Origin of the sequence: Nocardiopsis sp. NPDC058631, assembly GCF_042716955.1 — a bacterium.
Classification (GTDB): Bacteria; Actinomycetota; Actinomycetes; order Streptosporangiales; family Streptosporangiaceae; genus Nocardiopsis.
This window is the reverse complement of the sequence record NZ_JBHXQY010000002.1, coordinates 51762-78714: the sequence shown is the minus strand read 5'-3', so window position 1 is coordinate 78714 and position 26953 is coordinate 51762. Positions and strand designations below refer to the sequence as shown.

Below are 26953 nucleotides of genomic sequence, written 5' to 3'. Positions count from 1 at the left end.
CGACCTCGTCCGACACCTCCTGGTCCATGCCGTTGCCGATTCCCACGGCACCGAACCCGAGCGCGCTGACCCCCACCCGCGAGCGTCCCAGCCTGGTCGTCCTCACGCGGTTTCCCCTCCCAGGGTGCTCCCTGGCAGCTCTCGAACGGCGGCGCGCCGGAACCGGTGCGCCCGCGCCCGTCCGAGACCCTGCCTAACCCACGGGCGCCGGGTCCGCCATGGGAGCCCGGAGTTCGGCGACGACCTGCCGTGCGATGGTGCGTCCGGCGCGGTTGGCCCCGATCGTGCTCGCCTGGGGACCGAACCCCGCGAGGAAGAGGCGGGGATTGCGCAGCGAGCGGCCCTGTTCGACGCGGATGCCGCCGCCGGGCTCGCGCAGGCGCAGCGGCGCCAGGTGGGTGAGCTCGGCCCGGAACCCGGTGGCCCAGATGATGGCGTCCACGGGAGCGAAGGAGCCGTCGGCCCACCGGACCCCGTCGGGTTCGATCGAGGAGAACATGGGCCGGGCCACGAGGAGCCCCCGGTCCGCCGCCGCCAGGTTCTCCGGGGTGGCGGGCAGACCGGTACCGCTGACGATGCTCGGGAGCGGGCGACCCGCCCTGGCCGCCTCGTCCGCCCTGCGCACGGCCGTGACGCCGGCGGCCGGGTCGTCGACGAACTCGACGGGACGGCGGGTGGCCCAGACCGTGGCCGCGGCCACGCCCTCCAGCTCGCGCAGGAACCCGACCGCGGAGGTACCCCCGCCCACCACGAGGACCCGCAGCCCCCGAAAGTCCTCGGCTGAGCGGTAACCGGGCGTGGAGATCTGCGTCCCCCGGAACTCCGCCGCGCCCGCGAAGTAGGGCCGGAACGGGCGGGCCCAGGTCCCGGCGGCGTTGACGAGGACACGCGCGCCGATGTCGCCCCGGTCGGTCGTGACGGTGAACCCGCCGTTCCCACCCTCGTGGACGCCGGTGACCTCGACCGGCCTGCGCACGTCCAGTGCGAACGCCCGCTCGTAGCGCTCGTAGTAGTCGGCCACGACCTCCCTGGCGGCCCTCGACCGGTCGGCGGTGGCGAAGCTCAGCCCGAGTTCCCCCATGCCGGGCAGGTCGTCGACCTTGTGCGCCGTGTCCAGGCGCAGCGACTCCCACCGGGACTGCCAGGCCCCGCCCGCACCCGGCCCGCGGTCGAGGACCACCAGGTCCGAGCCCGGGGCGAGCCCGAGGCGCCTCAGGTGCCAGGCCACCGACAGCCCGGCCTGTCCCGCGCCCACGACGACCACGTCGGCGGAGTCCGGCAGCACCTGGCTGGGTTGCTGGTCAGACCCGCCCCTACGTGCCTTAAGGCCGGATGTGACCGTGTCCCGTGCCACCATGCGCGCCATCTCCTGTCCCTTCATCAACTGTCGTTGGAAGGAAACACCGAAGAAGCGTGGTTCATGCCGGTTCGGCACAGACTCACTCGAACACTTATCCGTGCGCACCAATCACCGTAGGCAACCTTGGGCAAGGTCACGGAACACGGGTGAGAGTCGATCCATCCCGCTCCGCTCAGGCAAGTATCGGTCTTTTACGGAGGCGCCACCTGCATCTTTGCAGCTCATTGAGGGGGCCTCCTCGCCTGTGGTTCAGGGGCACATCAACGCAGCCCATGCCACGCGCCTAACTTCTTCTCCAAAAATAGACATCACAGACATACGTGGGATCCTATACAAAAGCACCAGACCAACCTCACCCCCAGGAGCCCCCATGACAGACAGCACTCCCGAATGGAAACTTAAGCCCGGGGATTCCATCAAAAGAAAAGACCTCCATGACTACTATGGAGGAAGCAGACAAAGCGGAATTAGCCCTTGCACGAAGAGCAAAAACGTCATCATCTTTACCGATCCCGCTTCGGGCGAGCAGCACGGCTACCGCGATGAATGGATGCCTGATGGCTGCTTTCATTACACCGGCGAGGGCAAATACGGCGACCAACGCATGATCAAAGGAAACGCCAGCATCCTTAATCACGTCAAGGAGGGGCGAGCACTTCGCGTATTCCAAGGAGCTCGCGATAAAGTCACTTACAAGGGTGAGTTTATTCTCGACGAGGCTAACCCCTGGCATGAGACAGACTCTCCCGAGACAGACAAAGGGCCGCTGCGCAAGGTTTTTGTCTTCCACCTGCACCCCATAGACACGGACCCACTCCCCCCTCAAGGTCCGCTAGCCCTCCTGGCAGCCACCCATGAGCCCGTCAAAAAGATTCCTCTCGAAAAACAGGAGGTGGAGAAGTTTTTTGTCAATCAAAACAAAAAGGTTTACTCGGCAGATCGCACAGAAGCCAAGCTGGTTATCAATTTTAGTGAATACCTCCACACCCATGGGCGCACCGCGATTCGACAGCAACTTCTTCCCAGCGGCGAAAGCCGACCCCTGTTCACTGACCTGTACGTTGAAGAAATAAACTTGCTCATAGAAGCAAAGGGGAGTGTGACCCGAGAAAACATAAGGATGGCCATCGGCCAACTTGCCGACTACAGCAGACTCATGGAAAAACCAGACTGCGCCATTCTCGTACCCTCCAAGCCTAGACCTGACCTGATCGATCTGGCCCACAGCCAGGGGTACACAATAATTTGGCAAGACGATGATTCATTTCACACCAGCAATGAGGGCATTTCTCTTCAATCCAGCAATCCTTATTAATTCCAGCAAGAAAATTTTCCCACTACCAGCCTCGCCAGAATTTTTGGTATACATAATCCCTCATAACACTCCTAGCTGGGCCGCCCGCCGCCCCAAAACCGCACACAATCGGGTGGGAAGGCAGGCGGCCGAGGAGGCACGCGATCAGCAAGCGTTGCTCCGGATACGGCCACTGGCCCACAGGTATGCGAGCAAGTCGTTCCACGTGGGAGCTTCCACCATCCCCGTAGGTCCGGCCACCCAGTAGGACATAGTGGACTCCCCATACCAAAGCACCAGGTTCCGGTAATGGGCCTGAATGGCAGCCACCCGGGCGTGCTCACGCGTGAACTCAGCGCGGTGACCGCCCAAGCGGGGCAAGCGCTGGGCGCGGCGGTGACGGCAGGAGGGGTGATCACACATCGGGCACACAGGGCCTGGGAGCGGGTGCCGCCAAGGCAGCGGGAGGGGAGCGTAGCGCGGGTCGACGGGGGGTCGCGGGTCGGGGATAGGATGCGTCATCGATCCTGGCTTTCTACATAGAGCTGTGTTGGGTTTTGGATCAGGGGCCCGGGGAGTGTTGGCGCACTTCCTGGGCCCGTTTCACGTCTGCGGCGTGACATGCTTGGTTCGCTGTTGCCCACGTTTAGTTGTTCCAGGCACTGCCTGTGAGGTCGTAAGCCAGGTAGAACCACACGCTGCGGTATTCGGCACGCCCGTTGTCACCCCACTTGGAGGCGAAGGCGTCCACCATGACCAACCCTCGACCGGACTCGGCGTCCAGGTCCAGGCCGTTGGGGTCGGGATTCAGGTGGGTGTCCCTCTTGCGCAGGCCGCCCCGGTCCCGACAGGTCAGATGCAGACCTTCCCGGTGACGGTGGACAAGAAGGGTGTAGCTACCCCCGGGCTGGCCGGAGAGGCTGTGACAGACGGAGTTGTTTGCGAGTTCACTGCCGAGCAGGGTGAACAGGTACCGGTAGTCAGCGGACCTCGCCGCCGAGCAGGTGTCGAGAAACGCACGAACCAGCGGCATCAGGGCGGGAGTTCCAGCGAAGTCGTAGCGGCGCCGGCGGTAGTTGGGTCGCTCGGGGTAACCGGAGAAATAGTGGCGGTGGACCGGCTGGATGAAGCTGGACAACGGGACCACAGCCTCACCCAAGGCGGGCATGGGGGCGAGCGAGGGCATGACGAACACACTCCTTGGCATGGCAGAGCACGAACAGGGGTGAAAGACGCCCGTTGGAGAGGTTCACGGTTGACGTGATGCGCGGAACGGGCAGGGCGTAGCCTGACCGACATGAACCCTCCGTGATTCATTGGTCACTGACTACACCCCCATACTGAAACTGCGAATCTCAGTTGTCAAGCTCCTTGCTGAGATTCGCACTCGGTTTTGTTAGGCTGATCCCATGCAACGGCCCTACAGCCCCAGTATCCGTCGCAGGCGCCTCGGCTTCGAGCTGCGGCGCCTGCGCGAAGAGCGCGGCCTGACCCTCGACGAGGTAGCCAAGCGCTCCGGTGTGCCCCGGGCGACCATCGGCAAGATCGAGACCGCGGAATCCCGGAGAACTCGCGCTCGCGATCTTGACGCCCTGGCAGACCTGTACAACCTTGCCGAAGAAAGCCGCGCCGTACTGCACCAGCTATCACGTGAGTCCAAAGAGAAGGGGTGGTGGTCCCGCTACAAGGACGTCTTCAGTGAACACGCACTTCCCGACTTCGAGGCGGAAGCATCCGCTGTACGTACGTACGAAGCCCAAGTCGTGCCAGGCCTGTTCCAAACCCCTGACTACGCCGAGGAGATCTTCAAGGGAGGCCGAGCTACTGATGACCAGAGCATCCCCAGGCAAGTAGAAGCACGTCTCGCACGCCAGCAGATCCTCTCCCGAGTCGATGCCCCTCACATGACAGCGGTCATCGATGAGGCTGTCCTGCGTCGCGTCGTGGGCAGCAGCCAGACCATGGCAGAACAATTGGCGTACTTGGAACATTTAGCCCTGCGGCACAACATCGACATCCAGGTGCTCCCGTTCAGCAGCGGGGCTCACCTGGGCATGGCAGGCGCTTTCACCATCCTTGACTTCCCCGAGCCCAGGGATCCTACGATCGTCTATGTCAGCACAGCAGCAGACGGCCTGTATCTTGAGCAGGAAAGCGACATCAAGCGCTACAACATGGCATTCAGCAATGTTCAGGGCATCGCACTATCGTCGACCGCGTCTATGCAGAGCATCGCTAATGCCAAGGCGTCAATAGAGGGTGGACAAGGATGATCCTGGAGTTTCGCAAGAGCAGCTACAGCGCTCAAGATGTCAACTGTGTTGAGGTAGCCCCCATCCCCACCGACCTCCGCAAAACCCGTCACGCCGGAAACGATGCCGAGTGCGTAGAGGTCGCTGACCTGCCCTGCGGCGCGGCCATTCGCGACTCCAAGCACCCCGGCGCCGGGCACCTCCCCTTCCCCACCACCGAGTGGACCGGATTCCTCAGCGCCGCGCTTTCCCGGTAGCCGACGGACACCACGTGTGCCCGGCCCCCTCCCAAAGGAGGACAGGCCGGGCACACGTGTCTCCAGCGGCTCCGGCTGCGACCCCACCACCGACACGGTGCGGGCCCACTCCAGCCGTAGAGTGTGCCGGGTGTCAGACCTGGAGCGGGTCCGCGCGGTGATCCTCGTGGAGGGGGACAGCGACCGCGTCGCCCTGGAGACGCTCGCGCTGCGCCGGGGCCGCGACCTGGTCGCCGAGCGCACCGTCGTGATGCCGCTCGGAGGTGCGACGAACATCGGACGGTTCGTGGAACGGCTTGGTCCGGGCGGGCTCGGCCTCCACCTCTCCGGCCTGTGCGACGTCGCGGAGCGGGGCTACTTCCTGCGCGCCCTCGAACGGGCCGGGCTCGGCTCGGACCTGGAGGCGCAGGGCTTTCACGTGTGCGACGCCGACCTGGAGGACGAGTTGATCCGCGCCCTCGGTGTCCCCGGGGTGGAGTCCGTGTTGGAGACCCTGGGCGACCTCCGGGCGTTCCGCACGTTCCAGAACCAGCCCGCCCAGCGCGAGCGCCCCGTCGACCGGCAGCTGTGCCGGTTCATGGGCACCCTCAGTGGCCGCAAGAGCCGGTACGCGCGGGCGCTGGTCCAGGCCCTGGACCCGGAACGGGTTCCACGGCCCCTCGACGGGGTCCTGGACCGCCGCTGACCTCCCGACTCCTCGGTGGGGTCCGGCATGGCATGCGGCGGCGCGGGTGGCACCGCACCGCCGCCGAGCCCGGGGAGGCGGTTCAGTCCCGCCGCTCCTGAATCATCGTGTCCGAGGCGTGCACGCACATGAGGCGCAGCCGTCCGGTACCGGTGTTCCTGAACCCGTGCCACACGTGGGGCTGGACCACAGCGGTGTCACCCGTTCTCGCGACGACCTGCTCGTCCCCCATGGTGATGGTCGCCTCCCCCTCCAGGACCGTCCACGTCTCGGTGTACGGGTGCCGGTGCAGACCGGGCCCCTGGCCGGGGTCGTTGTCCACCAGGAAGAAGGAGATGCCCGAGCCGTGCAGGCGTCCCTCGAACCGCAGGGTCCTGGAGTCGCCGAGCAGCAGCTCCGCAGCGGGCACGACCGCCGGTGTCCTCACGTCACTCATCGTTCCCACCCTCGAACTCGACGTCGACGATCGGCCGCACCTCGACGGAGCCGTAGGCGGCGGTCGGGATGCGCGCCGCCCACTGGAGCGCCGCGGCCATGTCGGCGACGTCGAGGAGGTAGTAGCCGGCGAGCATCGGACCCGACGTCGGCGCGCCCTCGGTGACGGTGCTCTCCCCGTCGCGGACGCTGACCGTGAGGGCCTTGTCGCGAACGTGGAAACCCGCCTCGTCGACGAGGAGCCCGGCCTCGCGGACCTGGGCGTCGAAGGTCATCCAGTCGGCGACCTCCTCCTCGACGGGGCCGGCGGTGTGCGGGTCGTAGTGGTACAGAAGAGCGAACTTCACGGTTCCTCCTGGAGGGCCTGTCCTGATGCCTCCACTCTGGTGGAGCGGCCCCCGGCGCCTCTACTCTTTCGATATGGGTCGAAACCTGGTCCGGTTCCGGATCGGAGCCTCGGACATCTCCTCCATCAGGTTCGGTATCTCCCCCGGCCACGAGCTGTGCCACGCGGTCCGTGTGCTCCAGAACCCGCCGGACCACCCTCTCCAGTGGGGGTGGCTGCGCTCGGTGCGGTCGGCTCTGCCACGCGGTCCGTTCGGTGTACTGCGCACGGTGATCGGCCCGGACGGCTACTTCCCCGACTTCCTCACCTCGACCCCGTCGTGGGACATGACCCCGGCCGACGAGGTCGAACGGCTGCGCCGGGTTCCGGCCGCGTCCGTGCGAGCGGACCTCACGAAGGTGCTCGCCCGTTCGGACGGCCCCCGGTACCAGGTCGTCGCCGACATGTTCGCCCACCCGGAGAGGACCCGATCCCAGGTGGCCGACGCCTGGGAGGCGGTCTGGGAGTCACTGCTGGCCCCCCACTGGGCGCAGATCCGGCGGCTCATCACCGCCGACATCGACCTGCGTGTACGCCGTGTGGCCGTGAACGGGGTCGCCGCGATGGTCGGTTCCCTCCACGGGTCCGTCGCATGGCACCGCGACGCCATCGAGGTCGAGATGCGCAAGCACAAAGAGGAAGTCGACTGCGAGGGGAGCGGTGTGGTGCTCGTGCCCTCCGTCATGAGCACGCCGCGCTGCTCCGTGCTCACCGAACCACCCGCGCAGCCGACACTGTTCTACCCCGTGCTCGGGCTCTCGGCCTCGTGGACGCAGGAGCGCTCGGCGGTCGAGGAGGCCCTGGTGGAACTGCTCGGTTCGGGGCGCGCCCGCGCCCTGCTGTCCTTGGACGGGCCCCGGTCGACCTCGGAGGTCGCCGACGCGTGTGCGACAGCCGTGTCCACGGCGTCACACCACCTGACGATTTTGAGAAGGGCCCAGCTGGTCCACAGCCGGCGCGACGGGACGCGGATGCTGCACGCCCGCACGCCGCTGGGCGAGGCCCTCCTCGGAGCGGGCGTCTGACCCGCTCGGGGGGCGCCCCGCACCGATCCGCCCCCTCCTCCGGAACGCGCAGGGGCTGACCGGTCTCGGGGCTGGGGCGGTCCTGCTCGTGGTCGCCCTGCTGACGGCCCAGGCCCTGGTCGCGGTCGTCGCTGGGTGCTCGGCGGCCTCGTCGCGCTCGTGTCGGCGGCGCGCCTGGCCTCACGCCCTAGGAAACAGGGGGTTTGAAGGGAGCCCACGTGGTCGGAGGGGGCTCCGCGTCTCAGGTTCGTGAGAGGGTCACCCGTCCGTCTCGGACCGGCGGGAGGGAGGAAAAATACGTCCTTCCACTCTCAACGTATAGCGTACCGGGGGGCTTGCGGCAAGACCCGGGTCGTGCCCCAGAATCATCGCTCGTGGCCCGAGCACACAGTTCCGGGAACCACGACACGCGTGTGCCGTCGCAGGTCGGGCGGGGCTCGTGCGGACGCCGTACCGGCAGGGGAAGGCGCTCGGACGAGGGCACTCCCCAGGAGGTGCGGGCGGCCGGGACGCCATGACGAGGGACAGGGGCATTCATGATCGACGTGATCGTGGTCGGCGGTGGGCCGACCGGCCTGATGCTGGCCGGCGAGCTGCGGCTGCACGGCGTTGACACGCTCGTGCTGGAGAAGCTGACCGAGCCGACCGGGCACTCCCGCGGGCAGGGCCTGCACGCGCGCAGCGTCGAGGTGATGGACCAGCGCGGTCTGCTGGACCGGTTCCTCGCGGTCAGCGAGAAGTTCCGGATCGGCGGTCTCTTCGGGGGCGTCACCAAGCCGTGGCCGGAGCGGTTGGACACGGCCCACCCGTACGGTCTCGCCACCCCGCAGCCGGTCACCGAGCGGCTGCTGGAGGAGCGCGCCCTCGAATTGGGCACGCGGATGCGGCGCGGCTGCGAGGTGGTCGGCCTGGACCAGGACGGGGACGGGGTGGACGTCGAACTGGCGGACGGCACCCGCCTGCGCTCGCGCTACCTCGTGGGGTGCGACGGCGGGCACAGCGCGGTGCGCAAACTGGTCGGGATCGGCTTCCCCGGCGAGCCCGCCACGGTCGAGACGCTGCTGGGCGCCATGGAGGTGACCGCGGATCCGGAGGTGATCGCCGCCGCCGTCGCGAAGGTCCACCGGACCCAGCTGCGGTTCGGCCTCGCCCCGGCAGGTGAGGAGGGCGAGGGGGTGCACCGCGTCATCGTGCCCGCCGACGGTGTGGCCGAGGACCGCACGGCCGCACCGACCCTGGAGGAGTTCAGGCAGCAGCTGCGGGCCTTCGCGGGCACCGACTTCGGCGTGCACTCGCCGCGCTGGCTGTCCCGCTTCGGCGACGCCACCCGCCAGGCCGAGCGCTACCGGGCGGGCCGGGTGCTGCTGGCCGGGGACGCGGCGCACATCCACCCGCCCACCGGCGGGCAGGGGCTCAACCTGGGTGTGCAGGACGCGTTCAACCTCGGCTGGAAATTGGCCGCCTCGGTCGGGGACTGGGCGCCGCAGGGACTGTTGGACAGCTACCACGAGGAGAGGCACCCGGTCGGCGCCCGCGTGCTGGACAACACCCGCGCGCAGATCACGATGCTGGGCGCCGACCCGGGTGCGGTGGCACTGCGGTGGCTGTTCTCGCGGCTGATGGACTTCGAGGAGGTCAACCGGTACGTGACCGGCATGATCACCGCGGTCGACGTCCGCTACGACTTCGGCGAGGGGCACGAGCTGCTCGGCAGGCGGATGCGCGACGTGGAGCTGGGCCGGGGCGGTCGCCTCTACGAGCTGATGCACGGGGGCCGGGGGCTGCTCCTGGACCGGACCGGGCAGCTCTCTGTCCGGGGCTGGGCCGACCGCGTCGACCACGTCGCGGACACCGGCGGGGAACCGGACGTACCCGCCGTGCTGCTGAGGCCGGACGGGCACGTGGTGTGGGTCGGCGAGGACCAGCAGGAGCTGGCCGGCCCGCTATCGAGGTGGTTCGGCGCCGCCTCGGACTGAGCCGACGGCCACCGCCCCCACCGGCAACGGCCGAAGGGCCCCGTCTTTTGGACTGCTCCCTGGAAGTTGGACTGGAAATCCAGTCCCATCGACCAGGGAGCAGTCCCATGAGAGCGAACAGCTCACTCACCCCGGGCCAGTGGGAGAGCGCCGTCCCGCGTCGGTGCACGTCGTCCCCGCAACAAGGACGGGGCGCAGCCACCGCAACTCGCCGGCGTGGTTCACCTCGTCGTGGTCGTGCGGCTGGGCAACGACGAGCCCTGACCAGCGTGCGCCGGTGGAGTGGGCCCTCAGCGTCAGCACGACCCCGGTCTCGCGCGCGGGCCCTTGTGGCGTGTCCACGCTCAGTTCACCGCGTGAGGTCAGCCGTCCGATCTCACCGCGCGCGATCTGTGCGGGTCGTTCAGGGCCCCGTTTCGCCGTCGGCGAGTCGGTACTGCAGCGCACCCGAAGGGCAACGCCGCACCACTTCGACCAGCCGATCGGCAGTGGCACCGTCCGGCCGGATCCACGGGCGCCGGGCCGTGTCGAACACCTCGGGCAGGCCCTGGACGCATTCGGCTGCGTGCCGACAGCGCCCGGCCTCGAAGGTGACCGTGACCGACTGCCCCTCATACGTCTTCTTCCCGGATCCGTCGTTCATACCGGCCTCCCGGCCTCCGCAACCGCCGTGTCCCACCGTTCAGTCACTGACCCTGCTCCGGGACTGGTACAGCAGGTCCTGGTACTCGGGATGACGGGCGATCCAGCCCGCGAAGAAGGGGCAGGTCGCGAGCACCCGCAGGTTCGCGGACCGCGCCTCGTCGAGGGCGGTGCGGGCCAGCGCGGACCCGACCCCCCTTCCCTCGTACTCCGGCGCGACCTCGGTGTGCACGAACGCGACGAGTTCCGCCGTGCGGATGTATCCCGCGATGCCCGCGACCTCGGATTCTCCGTCGACGCGGGCCTCATAGCGCTTGGCCTCGGGCGCATCGCTCACTTCGACTGCCATATGGTCTCCTCCTCGATCGGTCGGCCGGGCGTCACGCCGACCCCATAAAGGTGATGCATCAACATATTCACACGGCACACCGGCAGTACCGCCGTAGCAGGGCAGGGCGGGCCGCCGGACAACCCGACGGCCCGCCCTGATGGCCGCGGCCGGCCTCGCCGCCCGGTGGCCAGAGCCTCCGCGCACGGAAAAGACGAGCTCTCCGGAAGACGATTCCGGTGGTGACACCGCGATCCGCCGCGACCCGTTCCGGAGCCGCTCGGCCTCATGGCCGGAAATTCCCTGGAACCGGGCCTGCAGGACCCGCGGCTGCGACCACTCGCCCTACCCGATGCGGACCAGGGCCCGTTCCGCGGTCATGTCAGACGCTGTTCTTGGCGCGGCTGCCCAGCAGCTGTGTCTCCCATGCGAAGGCGACACCGGTGGCGCCGGCGTGCTGCGTCTGAACCTCGACCATGCCCTGCATGGTCTTCTCGCGGGCCCAGTCACGCTGCCACTCCGCCGCCACGGCCAGCCAGGTGATCGGCACCACGCCGGCCTGGACCATGCGTCGCACGGCCATGTCGTGGGCCTCCACCGAGATACCACCCGACGCGTCGGTGACGACGAAGACCTCGAAGCCCTCGCCCGCCGCCTGAATCGCCGGCATGGCCACACAGATCTCCGTCCACAGACCGGCGATGATCAGCTTCTTCCTGCCGGTGGCCTTGACGGCGTCGACGACACGCTGGTCCTCCCAGGTGTTGATGAACGTACGGTCGATGGGCTTCTGCTCCGGGAACACGTCCTGCAGTGCCTGGATGAGGTAGCCGCCGCGCTCCTCCAGCACCGTCGTCAGGATGGTCGGAACGTCGAACACCTTGGCGGCCTTGGCGAGGCCGACGGCGTTGTTGACGACCATCGACGGCTCGTGGCTGTTCAGGTTGGTGAACTGAAACGGCTGGTGGTCGATCAGGACGACGACGCTCTCCTCGGGCGTCAGCAGCGCCTCAAGTCCGTTCTTGGCTTCGGTGCTCACAGGGGGGGTTCCTCTCAAGGTCTTCGTGTACTGGGGGCTCGGTCAGGACACCGCCGATTTAGATGATGCGTCACCTAAATTAGCACCCTTGGATGATATGTCAACCAGTTGGGGTCCAGGCGCCACCATCGGCCCCCTGGAGGCAGAATCCCGTCCATCAAGTTGATCCATCACCTACCTTTCCGGTGATAGATCAACTACCATCGGGGGGCTCGCTCCCCCAGGGGATGCGAGGCACCGCTCATACGGACGCCGTCGGTCGTCGTGAGGGTGCGGCAGGGACCGACGAAACCACGGCCCGCTTCGCTCCGGGAGAGACGAGGGGTCGAGGCACCCGTCCGCAGAACACGACCGCCCCCGCCCTCCGGCGGCACAGCCAAGGAAATGAGAACCGATGACCAGCCCGTCAACGACGAACTGGCCGAGCCTGCGGGTCTCGGACTGGACCCCCACCCGCGACACCCTGCACATGTGGACCCAGATCGTGGGCAAGATCCGCATGGCCCACGCTCCGCTGGTCAACCACTGGTGGCAGGTGACCCTCTACGTCAGCCCGCGCGGGTTGACGACTTCGGCCATCCCGTACCGCACGGGGGCCTTCGAGATCGAGTTCGACTTCGTCGGCCACCAGCTCGAAGTCCGCAGCAGTGACGGCGGCACGCGGAGCCTCCCGCTGCGGCCGATGCCGGTCGCCGAGTTCTACACCCGTGTCCTGGACATGCTCGACCAGCTCGGGATCGAGGCACCGATCCGGCCGCACCCCAACGAGGTCGAGCCGGCGATCCCCTTCGCCGAGGACCACGAGCACGCCTCCTACGACGGCGAGGCGGCCACCCTGTTCTGGCGCCAGCTCCTGCAGGCCAACCGGGTGATCGGCGAGTTCCGGTCACACTTCGTCGGCAAGGTCAGCCCGGTGCACTTCTTCTGGGGAGCGATGGATCTGGCCTGTACCCGCTTCTCCGGGCGGTCGGCTCCGCCCCACCCGGGCGGGGCACCCAACTGCGGGGACTGGGTCATGGTCGAGGGCTACTCCCGGGAACTGTCCAGCTGCGGCTTCTGGCCCGGCGGTGGCGAGGAAGGCGCCTTCTACTCCTACGCCTACCCCGGACCCGACGGGTTCGCCGATCAGCCGGTCGGCCCCGAAGGCGCGTACTACAGCACCGAGTTCCAGCAGTTCCTGCTGCCGTACGAGGCCGCCCGCGCCGCACCCGACCCCGACCGCGCGGTCGCCGAGTTCCTCCGCACCACCTACGAAGCCGCCGCGGACCGCGGGCACTGGGACCGCCCCGCGCTGGAGGACGACCCCTTCCGGTGGCACGGAACCCCTGCGTCCCGAGGAAACGACGGTGTTCGACCGGGCCGGACTGCCGGCCCCCGCTGACAGGTCCCGCTCACGTTCCCGCAAGTTCGGTTCGCAAGTGAGACGAAGGACGGCAACGCGGGTTGCTCCGCGGTGCCGCCCCCGGAGGAGGGGCGGCACCTGCGGTCCGCGGGGGACGGAGAACACTGTTCACCGTCGACCGGCGGCAGGATCACCGCGGACTTGCGGCCCCTGAACCAGGGCGGGCCCCGAACCGCCGTGGCCGGAGTACGACGTGCATCGACCCGCAGAGGGCCACACCTCCGTTGCCGCAGCTCAAGTGGATGAGATGTCAACTTCTTCGTTACACTGCGCCCATGAACGAGACGCTACGCTGGCTGGAGGCGGAGGAGAAGGCCGCTTGGGACGGCTTCATCCACATGCAGGAGACGCTCATCGGGCGGCTGTCCCGTCTCCTCCAGGCCAATTCCGGGATGTCCGCCTCCGACTACATCGTGCTCGCCAATCTCACCGAGGCGAGTGACGGCAAGATGCGCTTCCTGGAGCTGGCCAACCTCGTGAACTGGGAGAAGAGCCGGATGTCCCACCAGGTCAGGCGGATGGCCAAGCGTGGGCTCGTGGCCAGGGAGGAATGTCCCGACGACGCTCGCGGAGCGTTCATCGTCGCCACACCGGCCGGCTACAAGGCGATCGAAGACGCTGCGCCCCTGCACGTCGAGCACGTTCGCCGCCTGTTCATCGACGCCCTGACCCCGAACCAGCTCAGCACCTTCGCCCGGCTCTCCCAGCGCGTCTCGGACCACATGGAGAAGCAGCCGGACTGAACGGGCGATACGGGGTTCTTCCCGGGGGGCAAGCTCGGGGCCTGCGAGGAGTCGCTCCTCACTCTTGACGCGTCGGGCGGTGGTCTACGGCGGGGATGATCGACACCGAAGCAGGCCGTGGTACGGCGGTTTCGCATGCGAGCAGCCCCAGTGCCGAGCGCAGGAGGCGCGCGAGACCGGGGTAGGCACACACCAAGCTGACCAGCGACAGAGAGCCCTGCGGCTGGACGGCGTCGATCCAGTCGCGCGAACCCGCGTCCTCCACATCCTCCAGAGCTGAGATCGTCGGACAGCGGCTACAGTGTTTGTTGATGCATCAACATAAACTTTCCAGTAGTTTTGTTGATCAATCAACCGAACGGCTGCGATGTCGCGACAGGAGGCGACCACACCCGACATCGCGTTCGCCACGCCAGTTGACACAGCGACCACACGGAGGTGGGTGCGATGCAGTTCGGGATCTTCACCGTCGGTGACATGACACAGGACCCCGTCACCGGTCGGACGCCGACCGAGCACGAGCGGATCAAGGCGATGGTCGCCATCGCGCGCAAGGCCGAGGAGATCGGGCTGGACGTGTTCGCCACCGGCGAGCACCACAACCGGCCGTTCGTGCCCTCGTCCCCGACCACCATGCTCGGCTGGATCGCGGCGCGCACCGAGCGGATCATCCTGTCCACGGAGACGGCTTCTTCGCCAACAACATCTTCTGGCCCAAGAAACACTTCCAGAAGCTGATCGGCCTCTACCGCAAGCGCTACGCCCACTACGGCCACGGCACCCCCGAACAGGCTGTCGTCGGCGTCGGCGGCCACATCTTCATGCGGCCCAGATCCCAGGACGCCGTACGGGAGTTTCGTCCCTACTTCGACCACTCCCCCCTGATGGGCGGCGGACCCTCCCTGGAGCAGTACATGGACGAGACCCCGCTGGCCGTCGGCAGCCCCCAGCAAGTCATCGACAAGACCCTCACCTTCCGCGAGAACTTCGGCGACTACCAGCGCCAGCTGTTCAACGTCGACGGCGCCGGGGTCCCCCTGAAGACCGTGCTGGAGCAGCTCGACATCCTCGGCGAGGAGGTCCTGCCGGTCCTGCGGAAGGAATTCGCCAAGAACCGGCCGGACCACGTGCCCGGGGCGCCCACGCATGCCTCACTGCTCGCCGCCCGCGCCGCCGGGGACGCCTCCGCGACAGCGACGGGCTGAGGCGCGAGGACGAACTCGCGCGGCAGGTTGCCGCCGTGTCCGCCACCGACCGAGCCGAACACCATCCCCACCAGAGAGGTCTGCCATGGGCGAGCCACGGACCGACAGAACCGGCGCCGTCGTACACTTCGCGCTGGACGAGACACGCGCCATCAGCGCCTACGCCGTGAGTCTGGACGACGGCACCCTCGCCGGACGCGCGGACTTCATCGACCCGCCCCGGGTACCCGGCGAGCGCGTCTTCTTCCACACCGAGGTCGCACCGGAGCTCGGCGGCCGGGGACTGGCCGGACTTCTAGTCGGTGAGGCACTGGCCGACAGCATCCGCAGGAACCTCACCGTCGTCCCCGTGTGCCCGCTCTTCGCCAGGCACCTGCACAAGCACGGCGACGAGTACACGGCCGAGGGCGGACGGTTCCGTCGACCGAGGCCGGCCGACCTCGCCCTGGTCGAGGGGACGGTCAAGGGCAAGGGTGACGCATGAGCGCGGAGCGTCCCTACATCGACAAGGAGCACCCCAAGGTCTACGGGGCGATGCTCCAGGCGGCCGCGGCCTCCCGGTCCGCGGCGCAAGAGGCGGGTCTGGGCGAGGACACCATCGAGCTGATCAAAATCCGGGTGTCCCAGATCAACGGATGTTCGACCTGCCTGAGTATCCACTTCCCCAAGGCGCGCAAGGCAGGAGTGGCGCAGGGCACTCTGGATGTGCTGTCGGCCTGGCGCGAGGTCGCGTCGTTCACCGATGAGCAAAGGGCCGCGCTCGAACTGGCGGAGTCTTTGACGGTGATCGATCCGACGATCGACCGACAAGCCGTCAACGCTCGTGCGGCGGCCCATCTGACCACCGCCCAGATCTCCGTGGTGGAGTGGACGACCACTCTCATCAATGCGTTCAACCGCATCTCGATCGCCAGCGGCCACCCGGTACTCAGACCGTAGAAGGAGGTGGTTGCCACCGCCGTGGCGGCCCACAGCCCGGCCAGGACGCCACGGCGTTGGGAGACGCCCCCTCCCACCGCCCACCGGGAGGATTTCGGAAGGCACGAAGGCCCTGGACGCCGTCCCCCACGACGTGGGCTGACAACCCGCACCGCCCCGGTTCAACCCCGCCCCGACCCCACCGGAGACGCAGAAAAGGGCCCGTCTGACGACGAGCCCCTCTGTGACCTGCTACTTCTCTGTCGGGACGGCGGGATTTGAACCCACGACCCCTTGACCCCCAGTCAAGTGCGCTACCAAACTGCGCTACGTCCCGGCCGTGCGGCAGGCACCGTCTCCGGCGCTGCCAACGGGGAAGACTCTACCGCATCCGCCGGGGCACTCGCACCGCCGTTTCCGCCCGCGAGGCCCCGTGCCGGACCGCTCCGAAACGCACCCGGCCGGACCGGTTCCATGCCGATCGGTGCTGGGAGCAGCCCTGCTCAGCCCCCGTACAGGGCGCGACGAGCCCCTCGGCCTCCAGGTCGGACCACAGCGCATCGGGCGTCGGACGGGCCCGACTCCGCGCCGCAGGAGGGCACGTCCTCCTGGTCCGGTCCGCGACCTGGGGGTCGGCAGCCCTCTCCGTTCCCCTCAAGTTTTGTGTCGATCAATCCAAAAAATGGTACCGTCGTTCCATGGGAAGACCACGCCAGTTCGACGAGGAGCGGGTGGTTCAGAAGGCCTGTCACGAGTTCTGGTCCAAGGGATTCGACGGAACGTCCACGGCCGACCTCTGCCAGGCCACCGGACTGACCCGCAGCAGCCTCTACAACACCTTCCACTCCAAGGAACACCTGTTCCGACGGGCGCTCTCGTACTACGTCAACACCATGACCGCACGCCAGGGAACCGTCCTCGACGCCCAGGGAAGCAGCGGACTGGAGCGCATCCGCTCGCTGCTCACCGTGATCGTCGACGACGAGACGGCCAACCAGAAGAGCGGCCACGGATCAGGATGCTTCACCGTCAACACCATCACGACGATCGCCTCGCGCAACAAGGACATCGCCCTGGTGGTCGAGGCCGACCTGCAAAAACGCCTGTCCTCCCTGCGTCTGGCCGTCATGGACGGCCAGCTCGACGGCTCCATCGCCGCCGACCGCGACCCCGGCGACCTGGCCTGGTACGTGACCTCGCTCATCTACGGGATGAGGATCGCGGCCCAGTCGGGGGCCGGACGCGGAGCACTGGACGGCATCGTGTCGACCGGACTCGCCGCGCTGACGCCCTGACCGGCTGACGGCGACCCGACCACGGGCGCGCGTCGGCGCCCTGCTCCGCGTCGGCGTGCGCGCATCCCCGCACGCCCTGATTTTGGTCTGATCAGTTCAAAACTGAAAAGGAGGAAATTCGATGCCAAAGTCCGTCTACCTCATGGCACTCGGCATCTTCGCCATGGTCACCAGCGAGCTCCTCGTCGGTGGACTCATGCCGCAGATGTCCGAGGATCTGGGGGCCACCGTCCCCCAGGTCGGCTACCTCATCACCGCGTTCGCGCTGGCGATGGCGCTCGGAGGACCGCTGGCCACCCTGGCGGTGCTGCGGCTGCGCACCGACCACGCCCTCCTGGTGCTGTTCGTCATCTTCTTCGTGGGCAACACCCTGGCCGCCCTGTCCACCTCCTACTGGCCCATGCTCATCGCCCGCGTCGTCACCGGGGCCGCGTCCGGAGCGTTCTTCGGCGTCGCCCTGTCCGCCGTCGCCCAGGTCACCGCCCCGCACCTGCGCGGCCGTGCCACCGGGGCGGCCCTCCAGGGCCTCATGGTGGGAACACTGCTCGGGCTGCCCCTGTCCGCCCTCATCGGAGGCCAGTTCGGTTGGCGGGCCGCCTTCGCCTTCGTCGGCGTCCTGACCGTGATCGTCGCCGTGGCCACCATGCTCGCCCTGCCACGGCTGGAGAAGTCCGACGAGGCCGGGGAGCTGCGCTCGGAGATGGCGGTGTTCCGCAGCCCCCGGCTGTGGGCCGTCATGGGTACCTCCACGCTCATCATCGGCGCCACCTTCGCTGCCTTCTCCTACTTCACGCCGATCCTCACCGACATCACGGGCTTCTCCCGCGACATCGTGCCGCTGCTGCTGCTCGGCTACGGTGCGGCGACGGTGGTCGGCAACATCGTGGTCGGCCGCCTGGCCATGTCGCACACCATCACCGTCATCGTCACCGGGCTGCTGCTCAACGCGGTCTTCCTCACCGTCTTCGCCCTGTTCGCCGACCTGCCGGTGCCCGCGCTGCTGGCGATGGCGGGCATCGGCCTGGTCGGCATCACCCTGAACCCGGCGATGATCACCCGGGTCCAGCGCGCGGGCAACGCCCGCGCCCTGGTCAACACCGTGCACTCCTCATTCATCACCATGGGTGTCGTGCTCGGTTCATGGACAGGCGGCATGGGCATCGACGCCTTCGGCCTGCGCGCGCCGCTGTGGATCGGCCTCGGGTTGGCGCTGCTCGCCCTGCTGGCGATGGTTCCGCCGGCTCTCAGGGCGCGCCGCGTCGGGCACGAGGCCACCGACGTCCCGGTGCCGGCCGACCCTGCAGCGGCAGCCGACCCTCCGGCCGGACCCGCCGAACCGGGATCGGGGCCGGAGAAGCAGAACCGGGCCGGCCACTCCGCCGGCGCCTGACCCCGGACCGGGTGCCGGCCTCCCGACCCCGGGCCGGCACCCTCCTCCGACACGGAGGCCGACCGCCCCGGGTGGGCAAGATCGGTCAGGCGGACACGGGGGCGCCGCGAACATACTGGTCACATGACCGAGCCCACCTCTGGACGGGACCGACTCCGGGAACTGCTCGACGCCGTCCTGGACGAGGAGAACTCCCGCCTCACCGACATGGCGGGGCACGCTTTCACCTCCCCGTTCCACTTCACCCGCCGCATGACCCGCGACACCGGTGAGCCCCCCGTCGCCCTGCGCCGCAGGGTCCTGCTGGAGCGCGCCGCCTGGCAGATCGGCCAGGGCAGCAGCGTGACCGACGCGGCGTTCGCCGCCGGCTACCAGTCCGTCGAGGGGTTCATCCGCGCCTTCGGACGCGCGTACGGGCACCCGCCCGGCGCCACCACGCCCGGCAGCACCACGTGGCTGCCCGCACCGAACGGCATCCACTTCCACCCCCCGATCCACCTGTGGGTCGAGGAGAACCCGAAGAAGGACACCGGTATGGACGTCCTCGCCCTCCAGATCCACCACGACGTCGACGACACCGCCCACCTGCTCCGCCTCGCCGCGACGCTCCCCGACGGGGTGTACCGGAAGGTGCGCGACCCCGGGCGGACCGTCCTGGAGTGGGACGGCCCCGAGGAGTCGATCGCGGCCGTCCTCGAACACCTGGTCCGGGCGAAGGAGGTGTGGCTCGCCTCGATCGAGGCGGGCGACCAGCCCGAACGCGGCGCGGACGACCCGGCGGCGCTCCTGGCACGGCACGAGGACTCCGCGGCCCGGTGGATCGCGGCCGTCAACGACATCGGGCGCCGCAGGGCCTGGGGCGACCGCCTGGTGGACGCCCTGTGCGACCCGCCGGAGAGCTTCGTCATCGGCAGCGTCCTGGCCCACGTCCTCACGTTCTCCGCGCACCGCAGGCAGCTCGTCCGGCAGATGCTGCGCTCCGCGGGTGTGGAGGTGGACCACGGCGACCCGATCGAGTGGCTCCAGAACCGGCACAACCACGGAAGGTAGGACATGACTCGCACGATCTACAACACCGCGACGAGCCTGGACGGTTTCATCGCCGACCAGGACAACTCCCTGGACTGGCTGTTCGCGGTGGAGGGGGCCGAACCGGGGTCGGAGGGCAGTGAGGCCCTCGACGAGACCGAGGAGTTCATCAACAACGCGGGCGCCATCGTGATGGGCGCGACCACCTACGAGTGGATCCACCGGCACGAGGGCGACGAGCCCTGGCCCTACCGGGTCCCCGCCTGGGTGCTCACCCACCGCGAGCTGCCCCGCCGTGACGGGGACCTGCGCTTCGCCAGTGCCGACACCGACCAGGAGCTCCGGTCCCTGCACGCGGACATGGTCGAGGCCGCCGACGGGCGCGACGTGTGGGTGGTCGGCGGGGGCCGCCTCGCCGCGGACCTGGCCCGGCTCGGCCTGCTCGACGAGGTCGTCGTGTCCATCGCCCCGGTGAGTCTGGGCGGGGGCGCCCCGCTGCTGGACGGGCGGGTGCGGCTGCGCCCCCTGGAGGCCAAGCTCGCGGGCGCCTTCGCCTGCCTGCGTTACGAGGTGGTCAAGCCCTCGTAGCTCCCCGGGGCCTGGTGGACGGCCGACGGCGTGCGCCGCGCGGACGGCCGTCCCCGGGCCCCCTGCGTGCGTTCAGGCGCGTTCGGCGGCGGCCAGGTAGTCGGCCGCCTCGGCGACCCCGTCCTCGTTGAAGACCGCGACGCCGTGGTCCCCCAGCAGCTGGGCCGTCACCCCTGCGCCCGCCAGCTTGTGCCCGCCGAAGGTCCCGTCGTACACCTGGCGCGACCCGCAGGAGGGGCTGGACTCCTTGAGGACCGCCACCTCCACCCCGTTCCCCTGTGCGGTGGCGAGCGCCGCTCGGGCGCCGCGCACGAAGTGGTCGGTCACGTCCGCACCCTCGGGGGTGAGGATGCGCGCCCGTCCGGCGAGCACGTCGGCCGCGGTCGCACCGGGCTCGATCTCGGCGGGCGGCCGGGGCACGGGCAGGCCGCCCGCGATCTCCGGGCAGTGCACCACGAGCCGCCCCTCCTGCCGCCATCGGGCGACCACGGCGTCCCCGATCGTCTTGGCGCGCCCGTCGTAGCGCACCCTGCGCCCCATCAGGCAGGCGCTGACCAGTACCTTGCGCATGGACTCCCTCTCTCCGCTCCCCCGCGCTGCCACGCTACCGCCGGAGCGACACGACCGAACCACCTCAGCTGATTACACAAAGTGATTAACTTAATGCTTTGGGTGACACTTGGGTGATCCCACCGAGGGGGAGACGTGAGCGACTCACAACCGCAGGGTCAGCAGACCCTGGAGACGGACCACAGGGCGACCAGGAAGGCCGTCACCGCCGCCGCGATCGGCAACGCGACGGAGTGGTACGACTTCGGCGTCTACAGCTACCTCGCCGTCACCATCGGCCTGGTGTTCTACCCGTCCCAGTCCGGGGGCGTGCAGCTCATCGCCACCTTCACCACGTTCGCCGCCGCCTTCCTGGTCCGCCCCCTCGGCGGCCTGTTCTTCGGCCCCCTGGGCGACCGGGTCGGCCGCAAGCGCGTCCTCGCCGTCACGATGCTGCTCATGGCGGTGAGCACGTTCTCCATCGGGCTCATCCCGTCGGCCGCGACGATCGGTGTCACCGCCCCGGTCCTACTACTGGTCGCCCGCATGCTCCAGGGGTTCTCCACCGGCGGCGAGTACGGCGGCGCCACCACCTTCATCGCCGAGTACGCACCCGACCGGCGCCGGGGGTTCCTGACCTCCTGGCTGGAGTTCGGCACGGTCAGCGGCTACGTCGGCGGTGCCACCATCGTCACCGTGATGACCCTGGCGCTGGGTTCGGAGGGCATGCTCGCCTGGGGCTGGCGCGTCCCGTTCATGCTCGCCCTCCCACTGGGCGCCATCGGCCTCTACCTGCGGGTCAAGCTGGAGGAGACCCCGGTCTTCGACCAGAACACCGACGGCTTCGCCAAGGACGCCGAAGGCGTGCGCCGCAAGGGCCAGCTCCGGGAGACGGTCCTGGGCCAGTGGCGCAACATCCTCCTGTGCCTGGGACTCGTGATGGTCTTCAACGTCAACAACTACATGGTGACGGCGTACATGCCCACCTACATGGAGTCCGAACTCGGCTACAGCTCCACGCTCGCGCTGGTGATGACCCTGGCCGCCATGGTGCTGATGCTGCTCGCGGTCACCCAGTTCGGGCGCCTCAGCGACCGGGTGGGGCGCAGACCCGTCCTCCTCTCCGGAAGCATCGCCTCGATCGTGCTGGCACTGCCCGCGTTCTGGCTGCTGCAACAGGCCAGTGTGTGGACCGTCGCCCTGGGCATGGTGGTGCTCGCGGTGACCCTGGTGCACTTCTCCGGTGCCGCCCCGGCCGCCCTGCCGGCGTTCTTCCCCACGAAGGTGCGCTACGGCGCCCTGGCCATCAGCTTCAACGTGTCGGTGGCGCTGTTCGGCGGCACCACCCCGCTCATCGCCGAATCGCTCGTGCAGTCCACCGGGAACCTGTACTCACCGGCCTGGCTGCTGATGATCGCGGGCGTGGTGGGGCTCGTGGTGGTGTGGCACATGCGCGAGAGCGCGAACCGGCCGCTGCCGGGCGCACCCGCCATGGAGGCCTCGTACCGCAGCACCCAACGGGAGGGCTCCCGCCCGCCCTATCCCAGGAGGAGCCGGGACTCGGGAGGGTTCGTACCGCCCAGCAACGTGCGCAGGCTGCCCTCCGGCTCCTGACCGCCCCGGCCCGGGGACGCGCACCCCGCGGCTCACGCCCCGCACGCGCACACCGCACAAACGACGGGGGGAGCCCCCGACGGGAGGCTCCCCCTGTGTGTCGACGGTGCGGCGCGCCCCGGACGTGACCGGTGGAGCCGCGCCCGGCGCCGCTAGCGGCGCCGGTGCTTGCGGTCCGGGCGCATGCTGCCCTTGGAGGCGCGGCCCGGAACGGCGCCCTTCTTCTCACGGATGCGCATGCTGATGTGCACCGGGGACCCGTCGAACCCGAAGTCCTCCCGCAGGCGGCGCTCGATGAAGCGGCGGTAGTTGTCCTCCAGGAACCCGGTGGTGAAGAGGACGAAGTGCGGCGGACGCGAACCCGCCTGCGTCGCGAACAGGATTTTGGGCTGCTTGCCGCCGCGCACCGGCGGCGGGGTCGCGGCCACGAGGTCCTTGAGCCAGTTGTTCAGCTGACCGGTCGAGATGCGCTGGTTCCAGCCCGCCAGGCTCGTCTCGATCGCCGGAACGAGCCGTTCCATGTGACGGCCGGTCTTGGCCGAGACGTTCACGCGCGGCGCCCAGGAGACGCGCGCCAGCTGGCGGTCGATCTCCTTCTCCAGGTAGTTCCGGCGCTCCTCGTCGAGGATGTCCCACTTGTTGAACGCCAGGACCAGGCCGCGCCCGGCCTCCACGACCTGCTCCACGACGCGGATGTCCTGCTCGGCGAGCGGCTCGCTGACGTCCATCAGGACCACGGCGATCTCGGCCCGCTCCAGGGCCGTGCCCGTGCGCATCGTGGCGTAGTAGTCGGCGCCCTGGAGGGCGCGGAACCGGCGGCGGATACCGGCGGTGTCGATGAACTTCCACGTCTTGCCGCCGAGGTCGATCAGCTCGTCGACCGCGTCACGGGTCGTGCCCGCCACGGAGTCCACGACCACGCGGTCCTCGCCCGCGAGACGGTTGAGCAGGCTGGACTTACCCACGTTGGGGCGTCCGAGCAGGGCGATGCGCGACGGACCGTCCTCGCCCTCGTCCTCGGCGTCGCCGACGGGCTGCTCGGGGAACGCCTCCACGACCGCGTCCAGCAGGTCACCGGTGCCGCGTCCGTGCAGCGCGCTGATCGGGTACGGCTGGTCGACGCCCAGCTGCCACAGGGCGAGCGCGTCGGCCTCCTGCATGTTGCCGTCGACCTTGTTGGCGGCCAGGATCACGGGGCGCTTCGTGGCGCGCAGCACCCGGGTGACGGCGGCGTCGGCGTCGGTGACGCCCACCGTGGCGTCCACGACGAACAGGATCACGTCGGCGGTCTGCGCGGCGTACTCCGCCTGGCGGGCCACCATGGCGGCCAACCCGCTGACGCTGGTCTCCCAGCCGCCGGTGTCGACGAGCGTGAACTTGGCGTTCTGCCACTCGGCGTCGTAGGCCACCCGGTCACGCGTCACACCCGGCACGTCCTCCACCACGGCCTCACGGCGGCCGATGATGCGGTTGACCAGGCTGGACTTGCCCACGTTGGGGCGTCCGACCACGGCCACCACGGGGACGGCCGCGGATTCCGCGCTGTCCAACCCCTCGTAGCCGACGTCGGAGATGTCGAAGTCACTCATGTACTGCTCCCGGTTCTGGGTCCCCGCGCGCCCAGGATGCGTGACGCGAGGATGCGAATGGTCGACCCGCCCCGGTGTCCCGGGGCCTGTCGGGTCCGCGCGGGCGCCGACGGCGCCCGCGTACTGGCCACGGGGGAGGAACCCCCGTGGATGTCCGTGTGTTCCCCCGAAGGGGTGTGTTCTCGGCCTGGAAGGCCGGTGTCAGCGGGCCGGCACTCCGACCGGCACGCCCGGTCCGCCCCCGGCGAGGGGGACCGACCCCGCGACCGGGGCCGCCCCGGCGCACCGGATCACTCCTGGGACGAAGCCGCCCGGCGGTCGCGGACCTCGTCGGCCAGCTTGACGACGAGGGCGACGACCTCGTCCAGGGTCAGCCCGGTGGTGTCGAGCTCGGTGGCGTCGGCGGTCTGCGTCAGCGGCGAGTGGGCCCGATTGGAGTCCAGCTTGTCGCGCCGGGCCAGGTCGGCCTGGGTGGCGGCGACGTCGCTGCTGCGGACCTCCTTGCTGCGCCGCTGGGCGCGGGCCTCCGGGCTCGCGGTCAGGAACAGCTTGACCGGGGCGTCGGGGGCGACCACGGTCGTGATGTCGCGGCCCTCGACCACGATACCCGCGCTCTCGGCCCTCGCGGCGGCGATGACCTCGCGCTGTGTGCGCACCAGCAGCTCACGGGCCTCGGGCACGGCCGAGACCGCGCTGACGCTGCCCGTGACGTCCTTGCCGCGGATCTCGGCGGCCACGTCGCGGCCGTCCACCGAGACCGTGGGGGCGTCGGGGTCGGTGCCCATGGTGATCACGGGACGCTCGACGGCGGCGGCGACCGCCGCGGCGTCGTCGACGTCCACACCGTTGTCGAGCATCCACCAGGTCAGCGCACGGTACATCGCGCCGGTGTCGAGGTAACGCAGGTCCCGCGCCTTGGCCACACCCCGGGAGGTGCTCGACTTGCCCGACCCGGAGGGACCGTCGATCGCGATGACGATGCCCTCGGTGTTGTCCTGCGCGCTCACTACCGTTGACTCCTGGTGACGTTCACTTGTACCGACGCCCCAGCGTACCCGTGGCCGCGGGCTGCTCTTGACTGGAATCGGCTGGTTCGGACCGTCCGCGCCCGGCCGGCACCGGCGGCGCCGGGGACCTCGGGGCTCCCCCGCCACCGGGCCGCGGCCTGCACGCCCGCACACGGCGCCGCGGGGACGGCCCTCGACAGCTCCGGTGCGGGTGTCAGGTTCCGGGGTGGACCGACCACCCGTCGGCGGCGAGCGCCCGCACGAACGTGTCCACGGCCTCGGGCAGCACGTGCAGCTCAGCCACACCCAGCGGCAGCCCGGGGGTGTGCTCGATACGCACGTCCTCGATGTTGACCCCCGCGGCGGCGGAGGAGGCGAACAGGCGGCCCAGCGTCCCGGGTTCGTCGGGGATCACCACCGGGATCACCGTGTACTCGGGCAGCCGCACCGTGCCGTGCTTGCCGGGTATGCGCCCGTGCCCCGCCCTGCCCCGGTCCAGGAGGTCGCGCACCGGCGCGAGAGCCTCCGCTCCGGCGAACGGCCCGCCCGCCTCCACCGTGCCCGGCACCGGCTCGGCGCCCCCGGGCAGCACACCCGTGCCCGCCCCCGCAGCCACCCCGCGCAGGGCGTCGGCGGTCGCGGCGAGGTCGGCGGCCACAGCGTCCAGCACATCCGCGACCGGGGCCGCGTTGTGCGTGAGGATCTCCGTCCACATGGCGGGGTCGCCGCCCGCCACCCGGGTGACGTCCCGCACGCCCTGCCCCGCCAGGGTCAGGGCGGCGGCGTCGCCGGACACCAGCCGCGCGGCCACCGCCGACGACGCCACGTGCGGGACGTGCGAGACCAGCGCCACAGCGCGGTCGTGGGCCCCGGCGTCCAGAACCAGCGGATCCGCGCCGCACAGGCGCGCGATCTCCGACACCGCCGCGACGGTCTCCGGGCCGGCCTTGCCCGTGGGGCACAGCGCCCACGAACGCCCCAGGAACAGGTCGGCGCGGGCCGCACCCGGCCCCTGCTTCTCCCGGCCGCCCATCGGGTGCCCCGGAACGAACGTGGCCATGTCACAGCCCAGCCGCTCGGCCTCGGCGAGAACGCTCGCCTTCACGCTCGCCACGTCCGTGTACACGTGGGCCAGCCCCCGGTCCTGGGCGCGGCGCAGCACCGCGGGGACGACCGCGGGCGGGGCCGCGACGACCGCGACGTCGGCGGGTGCCGCCGAGGGGTCCGAGGACTCCTCCAGGGGCCTCCCGGCGCCCAGGTCGCAGGCCAGCCGCAAAGACGCGGGGTCCGGGTCCGAGAGCGTGACGTCGACGCCGCGGGCCCTCAGGGCGAGGGCGATGGACGTACCGATCAGCCCGGTCCCGATCACCGTGACCCGGCGTACCGCCTGCCGGTGCTCCCCGCCCCCGGCCGTGCCGCTGGTGTTACCCACTTCTCCCCCGCCTCCGGTGTGTACTGGTCACCCAAGCCTACGACCTGGCAGGGGAACCGGAACGCCACCTACTGCGCGATGTCCAACCGCAGCGCCTGGGCACCGCGCAGGTACACGTGCTGCAACTCGGCGCGCGGCCGGTCCGTCTCCACGTGCGCCATGAGCCGCACCACACGCGGCAGGGCGTGCGGGACGGAGATCTCGGTCGCGCACATGAGCGGCACGTCGGTGAAGCCGGTCTTGCGCGCCGCCAGAGCCGGGAACTCGCTCGTCAGATCGGGGGTGGCGGTGAAGAGCACACTGATCACGTCGTCGGTCTCCAGGGCGTTGCGCCGCATCACCTCCGCGACCAGCTCGGCCGTGGCCTCCAGCACCTGCTCGCGTTCGTCCGCGTCTACCTGCACCGCACCGCGGATGGCCCGTACCGCCACGTTCGATCCCGCCTTGTCGTCGTAGTCGTCGTAGTCGTCGTTCACCGGTCCGCTCCCGGAACGGGAACGGCGGCCGCCGCCCG

The 26953-nt window shown here is 69.3% G+C and carries 26 protein-coding genes, 1 tRNA gene and 2 pseudogenes; 16 read left to right on the top strand and 13 right to left on the bottom strand.

The features are described from left to right. Positions 1-193: 193 nt before the first annotated feature. Positions 194-1285, bottom strand: coding sequence for an NAD(P)-binding domain-containing protein (locus ACFWTE_RS01555; RefSeq protein WP_378776828.1), 1092 nt, complete (start codon positions 1283-1285; stop codon positions 194-196). 445 nt (positions 1286-1730) lie between these two features. Here ACFWTE_RS01555 and ACFWTE_RS01550 point away from each other — a divergent pair, with 445 nt between their 5' ends. Further along, positions 1731-2675, top strand: coding sequence for a restriction endonuclease (locus ACFWTE_RS01550; protein WP_378776826.1), 945 nt, complete (start codon positions 1731-1733; stop codon positions 2673-2675). 625 nt (positions 2676-3300) lie between these two features. On the opposite strand, the gene ACFWTE_RS01545 is transcribed toward ACFWTE_RS01550, so the two are convergent. Continuing rightward, entirely contained in the window at positions 3301-3840 is a 540-nt protein-coding gene (locus ACFWTE_RS01545) for an ATP-binding protein (protein ID WP_378776824.1), read from the bottom strand. Positions 3841-4063: 223 nt separating this feature from the next. Between ACFWTE_RS01545 and ACFWTE_RS01540 the strand changes: the two genes are divergently transcribed. From ACFWTE_RS01540 to ACFWTE_RS01530, 3 genes are all read left to right on the top strand, one after another. Further along, positions 4064-4927, top strand: a complete 864-nt coding sequence (locus ACFWTE_RS01540; RefSeq protein ID WP_378776822.1) for a helix-turn-helix domain-containing protein — start codon at positions 4064-4066, stop codon at positions 4925-4927. After that, complete coding sequence (locus ACFWTE_RS01535; protein ID WP_378776820.1) at positions 4924-5163, top strand: DUF397 domain-containing protein; 240 nt, start codon at positions 4924-4926, stop codon at positions 5161-5163. The genes ACFWTE_RS01540 and ACFWTE_RS01535 overlap by 4 nt, the downstream gene beginning before the upstream one ends. 130 nt (positions 5164-5293) lie before the next feature. Continuing rightward, positions 5294-5848, top strand: coding sequence for a TOPRIM nucleotidyl transferase/hydrolase domain-containing protein (locus tag ACFWTE_RS01530; protein WP_378776818.1), 555 nt, complete (start codon positions 5294-5296; stop codon positions 5846-5848). Between the two features lie 82 nt (positions 5849-5930). On the opposite strand, the gene ACFWTE_RS01525 is transcribed toward ACFWTE_RS01530, so the two are convergent. Both ACFWTE_RS01525 and ACFWTE_RS01520 read right to left on the bottom strand, forming a co-directional pair. Continuing rightward, complete coding sequence (locus ACFWTE_RS01525; protein WP_378776816.1) at positions 5931-6284, bottom strand: cupin domain-containing protein; 354 nt, start codon at positions 6282-6284, stop codon at positions 5931-5933. Continuing rightward, complete coding sequence (locus ACFWTE_RS01520; protein WP_378776814.1) at positions 6277-6630, bottom strand: YciI family protein; 354 nt, start codon at positions 6628-6630, stop codon at positions 6277-6279. Before ACFWTE_RS01520 ends, ACFWTE_RS01525 begins: the two co-directional genes overlap by 8 nt. Positions 6631-6703: 73 nt before the next feature. On the opposite strand from ACFWTE_RS01520, the gene ACFWTE_RS01515 reads away from it, so the two are divergent. Then, complete coding sequence (locus ACFWTE_RS01515; protein ID WP_378776812.1) at positions 6704-7693, top strand: DUF5937 family protein; 990 nt, start codon at positions 6704-6706, stop codon at positions 7691-7693. Between the two features lie 536 nt (positions 7694-8229). Continuing rightward, positions 8230-9669 carry a rifampin monooxygenase gene (gene rox, locus ACFWTE_RS01510; protein ID WP_378776810.1) on the top strand — a complete coding sequence of 480 codons (1440 nt, stop codon included), beginning with the start codon at positions 8230-8232 and terminating at the stop codon, positions 9667-9669. A 403-nt stretch (positions 9670-10072) separates the two neighbouring features. Here rox and ACFWTE_RS01505 read toward each other — a convergent pair whose 3' ends face one another. The 3 genes from ACFWTE_RS01505 to ACFWTE_RS01495 all read right to left on the bottom strand — a co-directional run bounded on the left by ACFWTE_RS01505 (position 10073) and on the right by ACFWTE_RS01495 (position 11678). Beyond that, positions 10073-10312, bottom strand: coding sequence for a (4Fe-4S)-binding protein (locus ACFWTE_RS01505; RefSeq protein ID WP_378776808.1), 240 nt, complete (start codon positions 10310-10312; stop codon positions 10073-10075). 39 nt (positions 10313-10351) lie between these two features. After that, positions 10352-10660, bottom strand: a complete 309-nt coding sequence (locus ACFWTE_RS01500; protein ID WP_378776806.1) for a GNAT family N-acetyltransferase — start codon at positions 10658-10660, stop codon at positions 10352-10354. A 361-nt stretch (positions 10661-11021) separates the two neighbouring features. Further along, positions 11022-11678 (bottom strand): hydrolase, encoded by a 657-nt coding sequence (locus ACFWTE_RS01495; protein ID WP_378776804.1) that lies wholly within the window; start codon positions 11676-11678, stop codon positions 11022-11024. Between the two features lie 394 nt (positions 11679-12072). On the opposite strand from ACFWTE_RS01495, the gene ACFWTE_RS01490 reads away from it, so the two are divergent. From ACFWTE_RS01490 to ACFWTE_RS01470, 5 genes and pseudogenes are all read left to right on the top strand, one after another. After that, positions 12073-13059 carry a DUF5996 family protein gene (locus tag ACFWTE_RS01490; protein ID WP_378776802.1) on the top strand — a complete coding sequence of 329 codons (987 nt, stop codon included), beginning with the start codon at positions 12073-12075 and terminating at the stop codon, positions 13057-13059. Positions 13060-13355: 296 nt separating this feature from the next. Beyond that, positions 13356-13823 (top strand): MarR family winged helix-turn-helix transcriptional regulator, encoded by a 468-nt coding sequence (locus ACFWTE_RS01485; protein ID WP_378776800.1) that lies wholly within the window; start codon positions 13356-13358, stop codon positions 13821-13823. Between the two features lie 447 nt (positions 13824-14270). Further along, a pseudogene (locus ACFWTE_RS01480) lies at positions 14271-15028 on the top strand (LLM class flavin-dependent oxidoreductase). Between the two features lie 85 nt (positions 15029-15113). Continuing rightward, the gene (locus tag ACFWTE_RS01475) at positions 15114-15512 is read left to right on the top strand and encodes an N-acetyltransferase (protein ID WP_378776798.1); all 399 of its coding nucleotides are present in this window, start codon (positions 15114-15116) and stop codon (positions 15510-15512) included. Then, positions 15509-15967 carry a carboxymuconolactone decarboxylase family protein gene (locus ACFWTE_RS01470; RefSeq protein WP_378776796.1) on the top strand — a complete coding sequence of 153 codons (459 nt, stop codon included), beginning with the start codon at positions 15509-15511 and terminating at the stop codon, positions 15965-15967. Before ACFWTE_RS01475 ends, ACFWTE_RS01470 begins: the two co-directional genes overlap by 4 nt. A 242-nt stretch (positions 15968-16209) precedes the next feature. Here the strand turns inward: ACFWTE_RS01470 and ACFWTE_RS01465 are convergent. Then, positions 16210-16283: transfer RNA gene (locus ACFWTE_RS01465), tRNA-Pro, on the bottom strand. Positions 16284-16644: 361 nt separating this feature from the next. On the opposite strand from ACFWTE_RS01465, the gene ACFWTE_RS01460 reads away from it, so the two are divergent. The 4 genes from ACFWTE_RS01460 to ACFWTE_RS01445 all read left to right on the top strand — a co-directional run bounded on the left by ACFWTE_RS01460 (position 16645) and on the right by ACFWTE_RS01445 (position 20248). Beyond that, the gene (locus ACFWTE_RS01460; RefSeq protein ID WP_378776794.1) at positions 16645-17241 is read left to right on the top strand and encodes a TetR/AcrR family transcriptional regulator; all 597 of its coding nucleotides are present in this window, start codon (positions 16645-16647) and stop codon (positions 17239-17241) included. A 121-nt stretch (positions 17242-17362) separates the two neighbouring features. Continuing rightward, positions 17363-18631 (top strand): MFS transporter, encoded by a 1269-nt coding sequence (locus ACFWTE_RS01455; protein ID WP_378776792.1) that lies wholly within the window; start codon positions 17363-17365, stop codon positions 18629-18631. A gap of 123 nt (positions 18632-18754) precedes the next feature. Beyond that, positions 18755-19681 (top strand): helix-turn-helix domain-containing protein, encoded by a 927-nt coding sequence (locus ACFWTE_RS01450; RefSeq protein WP_378776790.1) that lies wholly within the window; start codon positions 18755-18757, stop codon positions 19679-19681. A 3-nt stretch (positions 19682-19684) separates the two neighbouring features. Continuing rightward, on the top strand, positions 19685-20248 hold the full coding sequence (locus ACFWTE_RS01445; protein ID WP_378776788.1) for a dihydrofolate reductase family protein: 564 nt from the start codon (positions 19685-19687) through the stop codon (positions 20246-20248). 72 nt (positions 20249-20320) lie between these two features. On the opposite strand, the gene ACFWTE_RS01440 is transcribed toward ACFWTE_RS01445, so the two are convergent. After that, positions 20321-20818, bottom strand: coding sequence for a DUF523 domain-containing protein (locus tag ACFWTE_RS01440; protein WP_378776786.1), 498 nt, complete (start codon positions 20816-20818; stop codon positions 20321-20323). Between the two features lie 135 nt (positions 20819-20953). Here ACFWTE_RS01440 and ACFWTE_RS01435 point away from each other — a divergent pair, with 135 nt between their 5' ends. Further along, entirely contained in the window at positions 20954-22411 is a 1458-nt protein-coding gene (locus ACFWTE_RS01435; protein ID WP_378776784.1) for an MFS transporter, read from the top strand. Between the two features lie 152 nt (positions 22412-22563). Here ACFWTE_RS01435 and der read toward each other — a convergent pair. The 4 genes and pseudogenes from der to aroH form a co-directional block, all read right to left on the bottom strand. Further along, positions 22564-24006, bottom strand: a pseudogene (gene der, locus ACFWTE_RS01430) (ribosome biogenesis GTPase Der); the annotation flags it as partial. A 284-nt stretch (positions 24007-24290) separates the two neighbouring features. Beyond that, a complete protein-coding gene (gene cmk / locus ACFWTE_RS01425) occupies positions 24291-25007 on the bottom strand; it encodes a (d)CMP kinase (protein WP_378776782.1) in 717 nt (238 codons plus the stop codon). 214 nt (positions 25008-25221) lie between these two features. Then, entirely contained in the window at positions 25222-26439 is a 1218-nt protein-coding gene (locus tag ACFWTE_RS01420; RefSeq protein WP_378776780.1) for a prephenate dehydrogenase, read from the bottom strand. Positions 26440-26507: 68 nt separating this feature from the next. After that, positions 26508-26870, bottom strand: coding sequence for a chorismate mutase (aroH, locus tag ACFWTE_RS01415; protein WP_378776982.1), 363 nt, complete (start codon positions 26868-26870; stop codon positions 26508-26510). Positions 26871-26953 lie beyond the last annotated feature (83 nt).

Bases quoted from the DNA above. Each gene is read 5' to 3' on its own strand.
- ACFWTE_RS01515 (WP_378776812.1), top strand. From the start codon at position 6,704: ATGGGTCGAAACCTGGTCCGGTTCCGGATCGGAGCCTCGGACATCTCC.
- ACFWTE_RS01540 (WP_378776822.1), top strand. From the start codon at position 4,064: ATGCAACGGCCCTACAGCCCCAGTATCCGTCGCAGGCGCCTCGGCTTC.
- ACFWTE_RS01500 (WP_378776806.1), bottom strand. From the start codon at position 10,660: ATGGCAGTCGAAGTGAGCGATGCGCCCGAGGCCAAGCGCTATGAGGCC.
- ACFWTE_RS01550 (WP_378776826.1), top strand. From the start codon at position 1,731: ATGACAGACAGCACTCCCGAATGGAAACTTAAGCCCGGGGATTCCATC.
- ACFWTE_RS01505 (WP_378776808.1), bottom strand. From the start codon at position 10,312: ATGAACGACGGATCCGGGAAGAAGACGTATGAGGGGCAGTCGGTCACG.
- ACFWTE_RS01525 (WP_378776816.1), bottom strand. From the start codon at position 6,284: ATGAGTGACGTGAGGACACCGGCGGTCGTGCCCGCTGCGGAGCTGCTG.
- ACFWTE_RS01475 (WP_378776798.1), top strand. From the start codon at position 15,114: ATGGGCGAGCCACGGACCGACAGAACCGGCGCCGTCGTACACTTCGCG.
- ACFWTE_RS01545 (WP_378776824.1), bottom strand. From the start codon at position 3,840: ATGCCCTCGCTCGCCCCCATGCCCGCCTTGGGTGAGGCTGTGGTCCCG.
- ACFWTE_RS01460 (WP_378776794.1), top strand. From the start codon at position 16,645: ATGGGAAGACCACGCCAGTTCGACGAGGAGCGGGTGGTTCAGAAGGCC.
- ACFWTE_RS01535 (WP_378776820.1), top strand. From the start codon at position 4,924: ATGATCCTGGAGTTTCGCAAGAGCAGCTACAGCGCTCAAGATGTCAAC.
- ACFWTE_RS01485 (WP_378776800.1), top strand. From the start codon at position 13,356: ATGAACGAGACGCTACGCTGGCTGGAGGCGGAGGAGAAGGCCGCTTGG.
- ACFWTE_RS01450 (WP_378776790.1), top strand. From the start codon at position 18,755: ATGACCGAGCCCACCTCTGGACGGGACCGACTCCGGGAACTGCTCGAC.
- ACFWTE_RS01455 (WP_378776792.1), top strand. From the start codon at position 17,363: ATGCCAAAGTCCGTCTACCTCATGGCACTCGGCATCTTCGCCATGGTC.
- ACFWTE_RS01470 (WP_378776796.1), top strand. From the start codon at position 15,509: ATGAGCGCGGAGCGTCCCTACATCGACAAGGAGCACCCCAAGGTCTAC.
- ACFWTE_RS01440 (WP_378776786.1), bottom strand. From the start codon at position 20,818: ATGCGCAAGGTACTGGTCAGCGCCTGCCTGATGGGGCGCAGGGTGCGC.
- ACFWTE_RS01490 (WP_378776802.1), top strand. From the start codon at position 12,073: ATGACCAGCCCGTCAACGACGAACTGGCCGAGCCTGCGGGTCTCGGAC.
- ACFWTE_RS01445 (WP_378776788.1), top strand. From the start codon at position 19,685: ATGACTCGCACGATCTACAACACCGCGACGAGCCTGGACGGTTTCATC.
- rox (WP_378776810.1), top strand. From the start codon at position 8,230: ATGATCGACGTGATCGTGGTCGGCGGTGGGCCGACCGGCCTGATGCTG.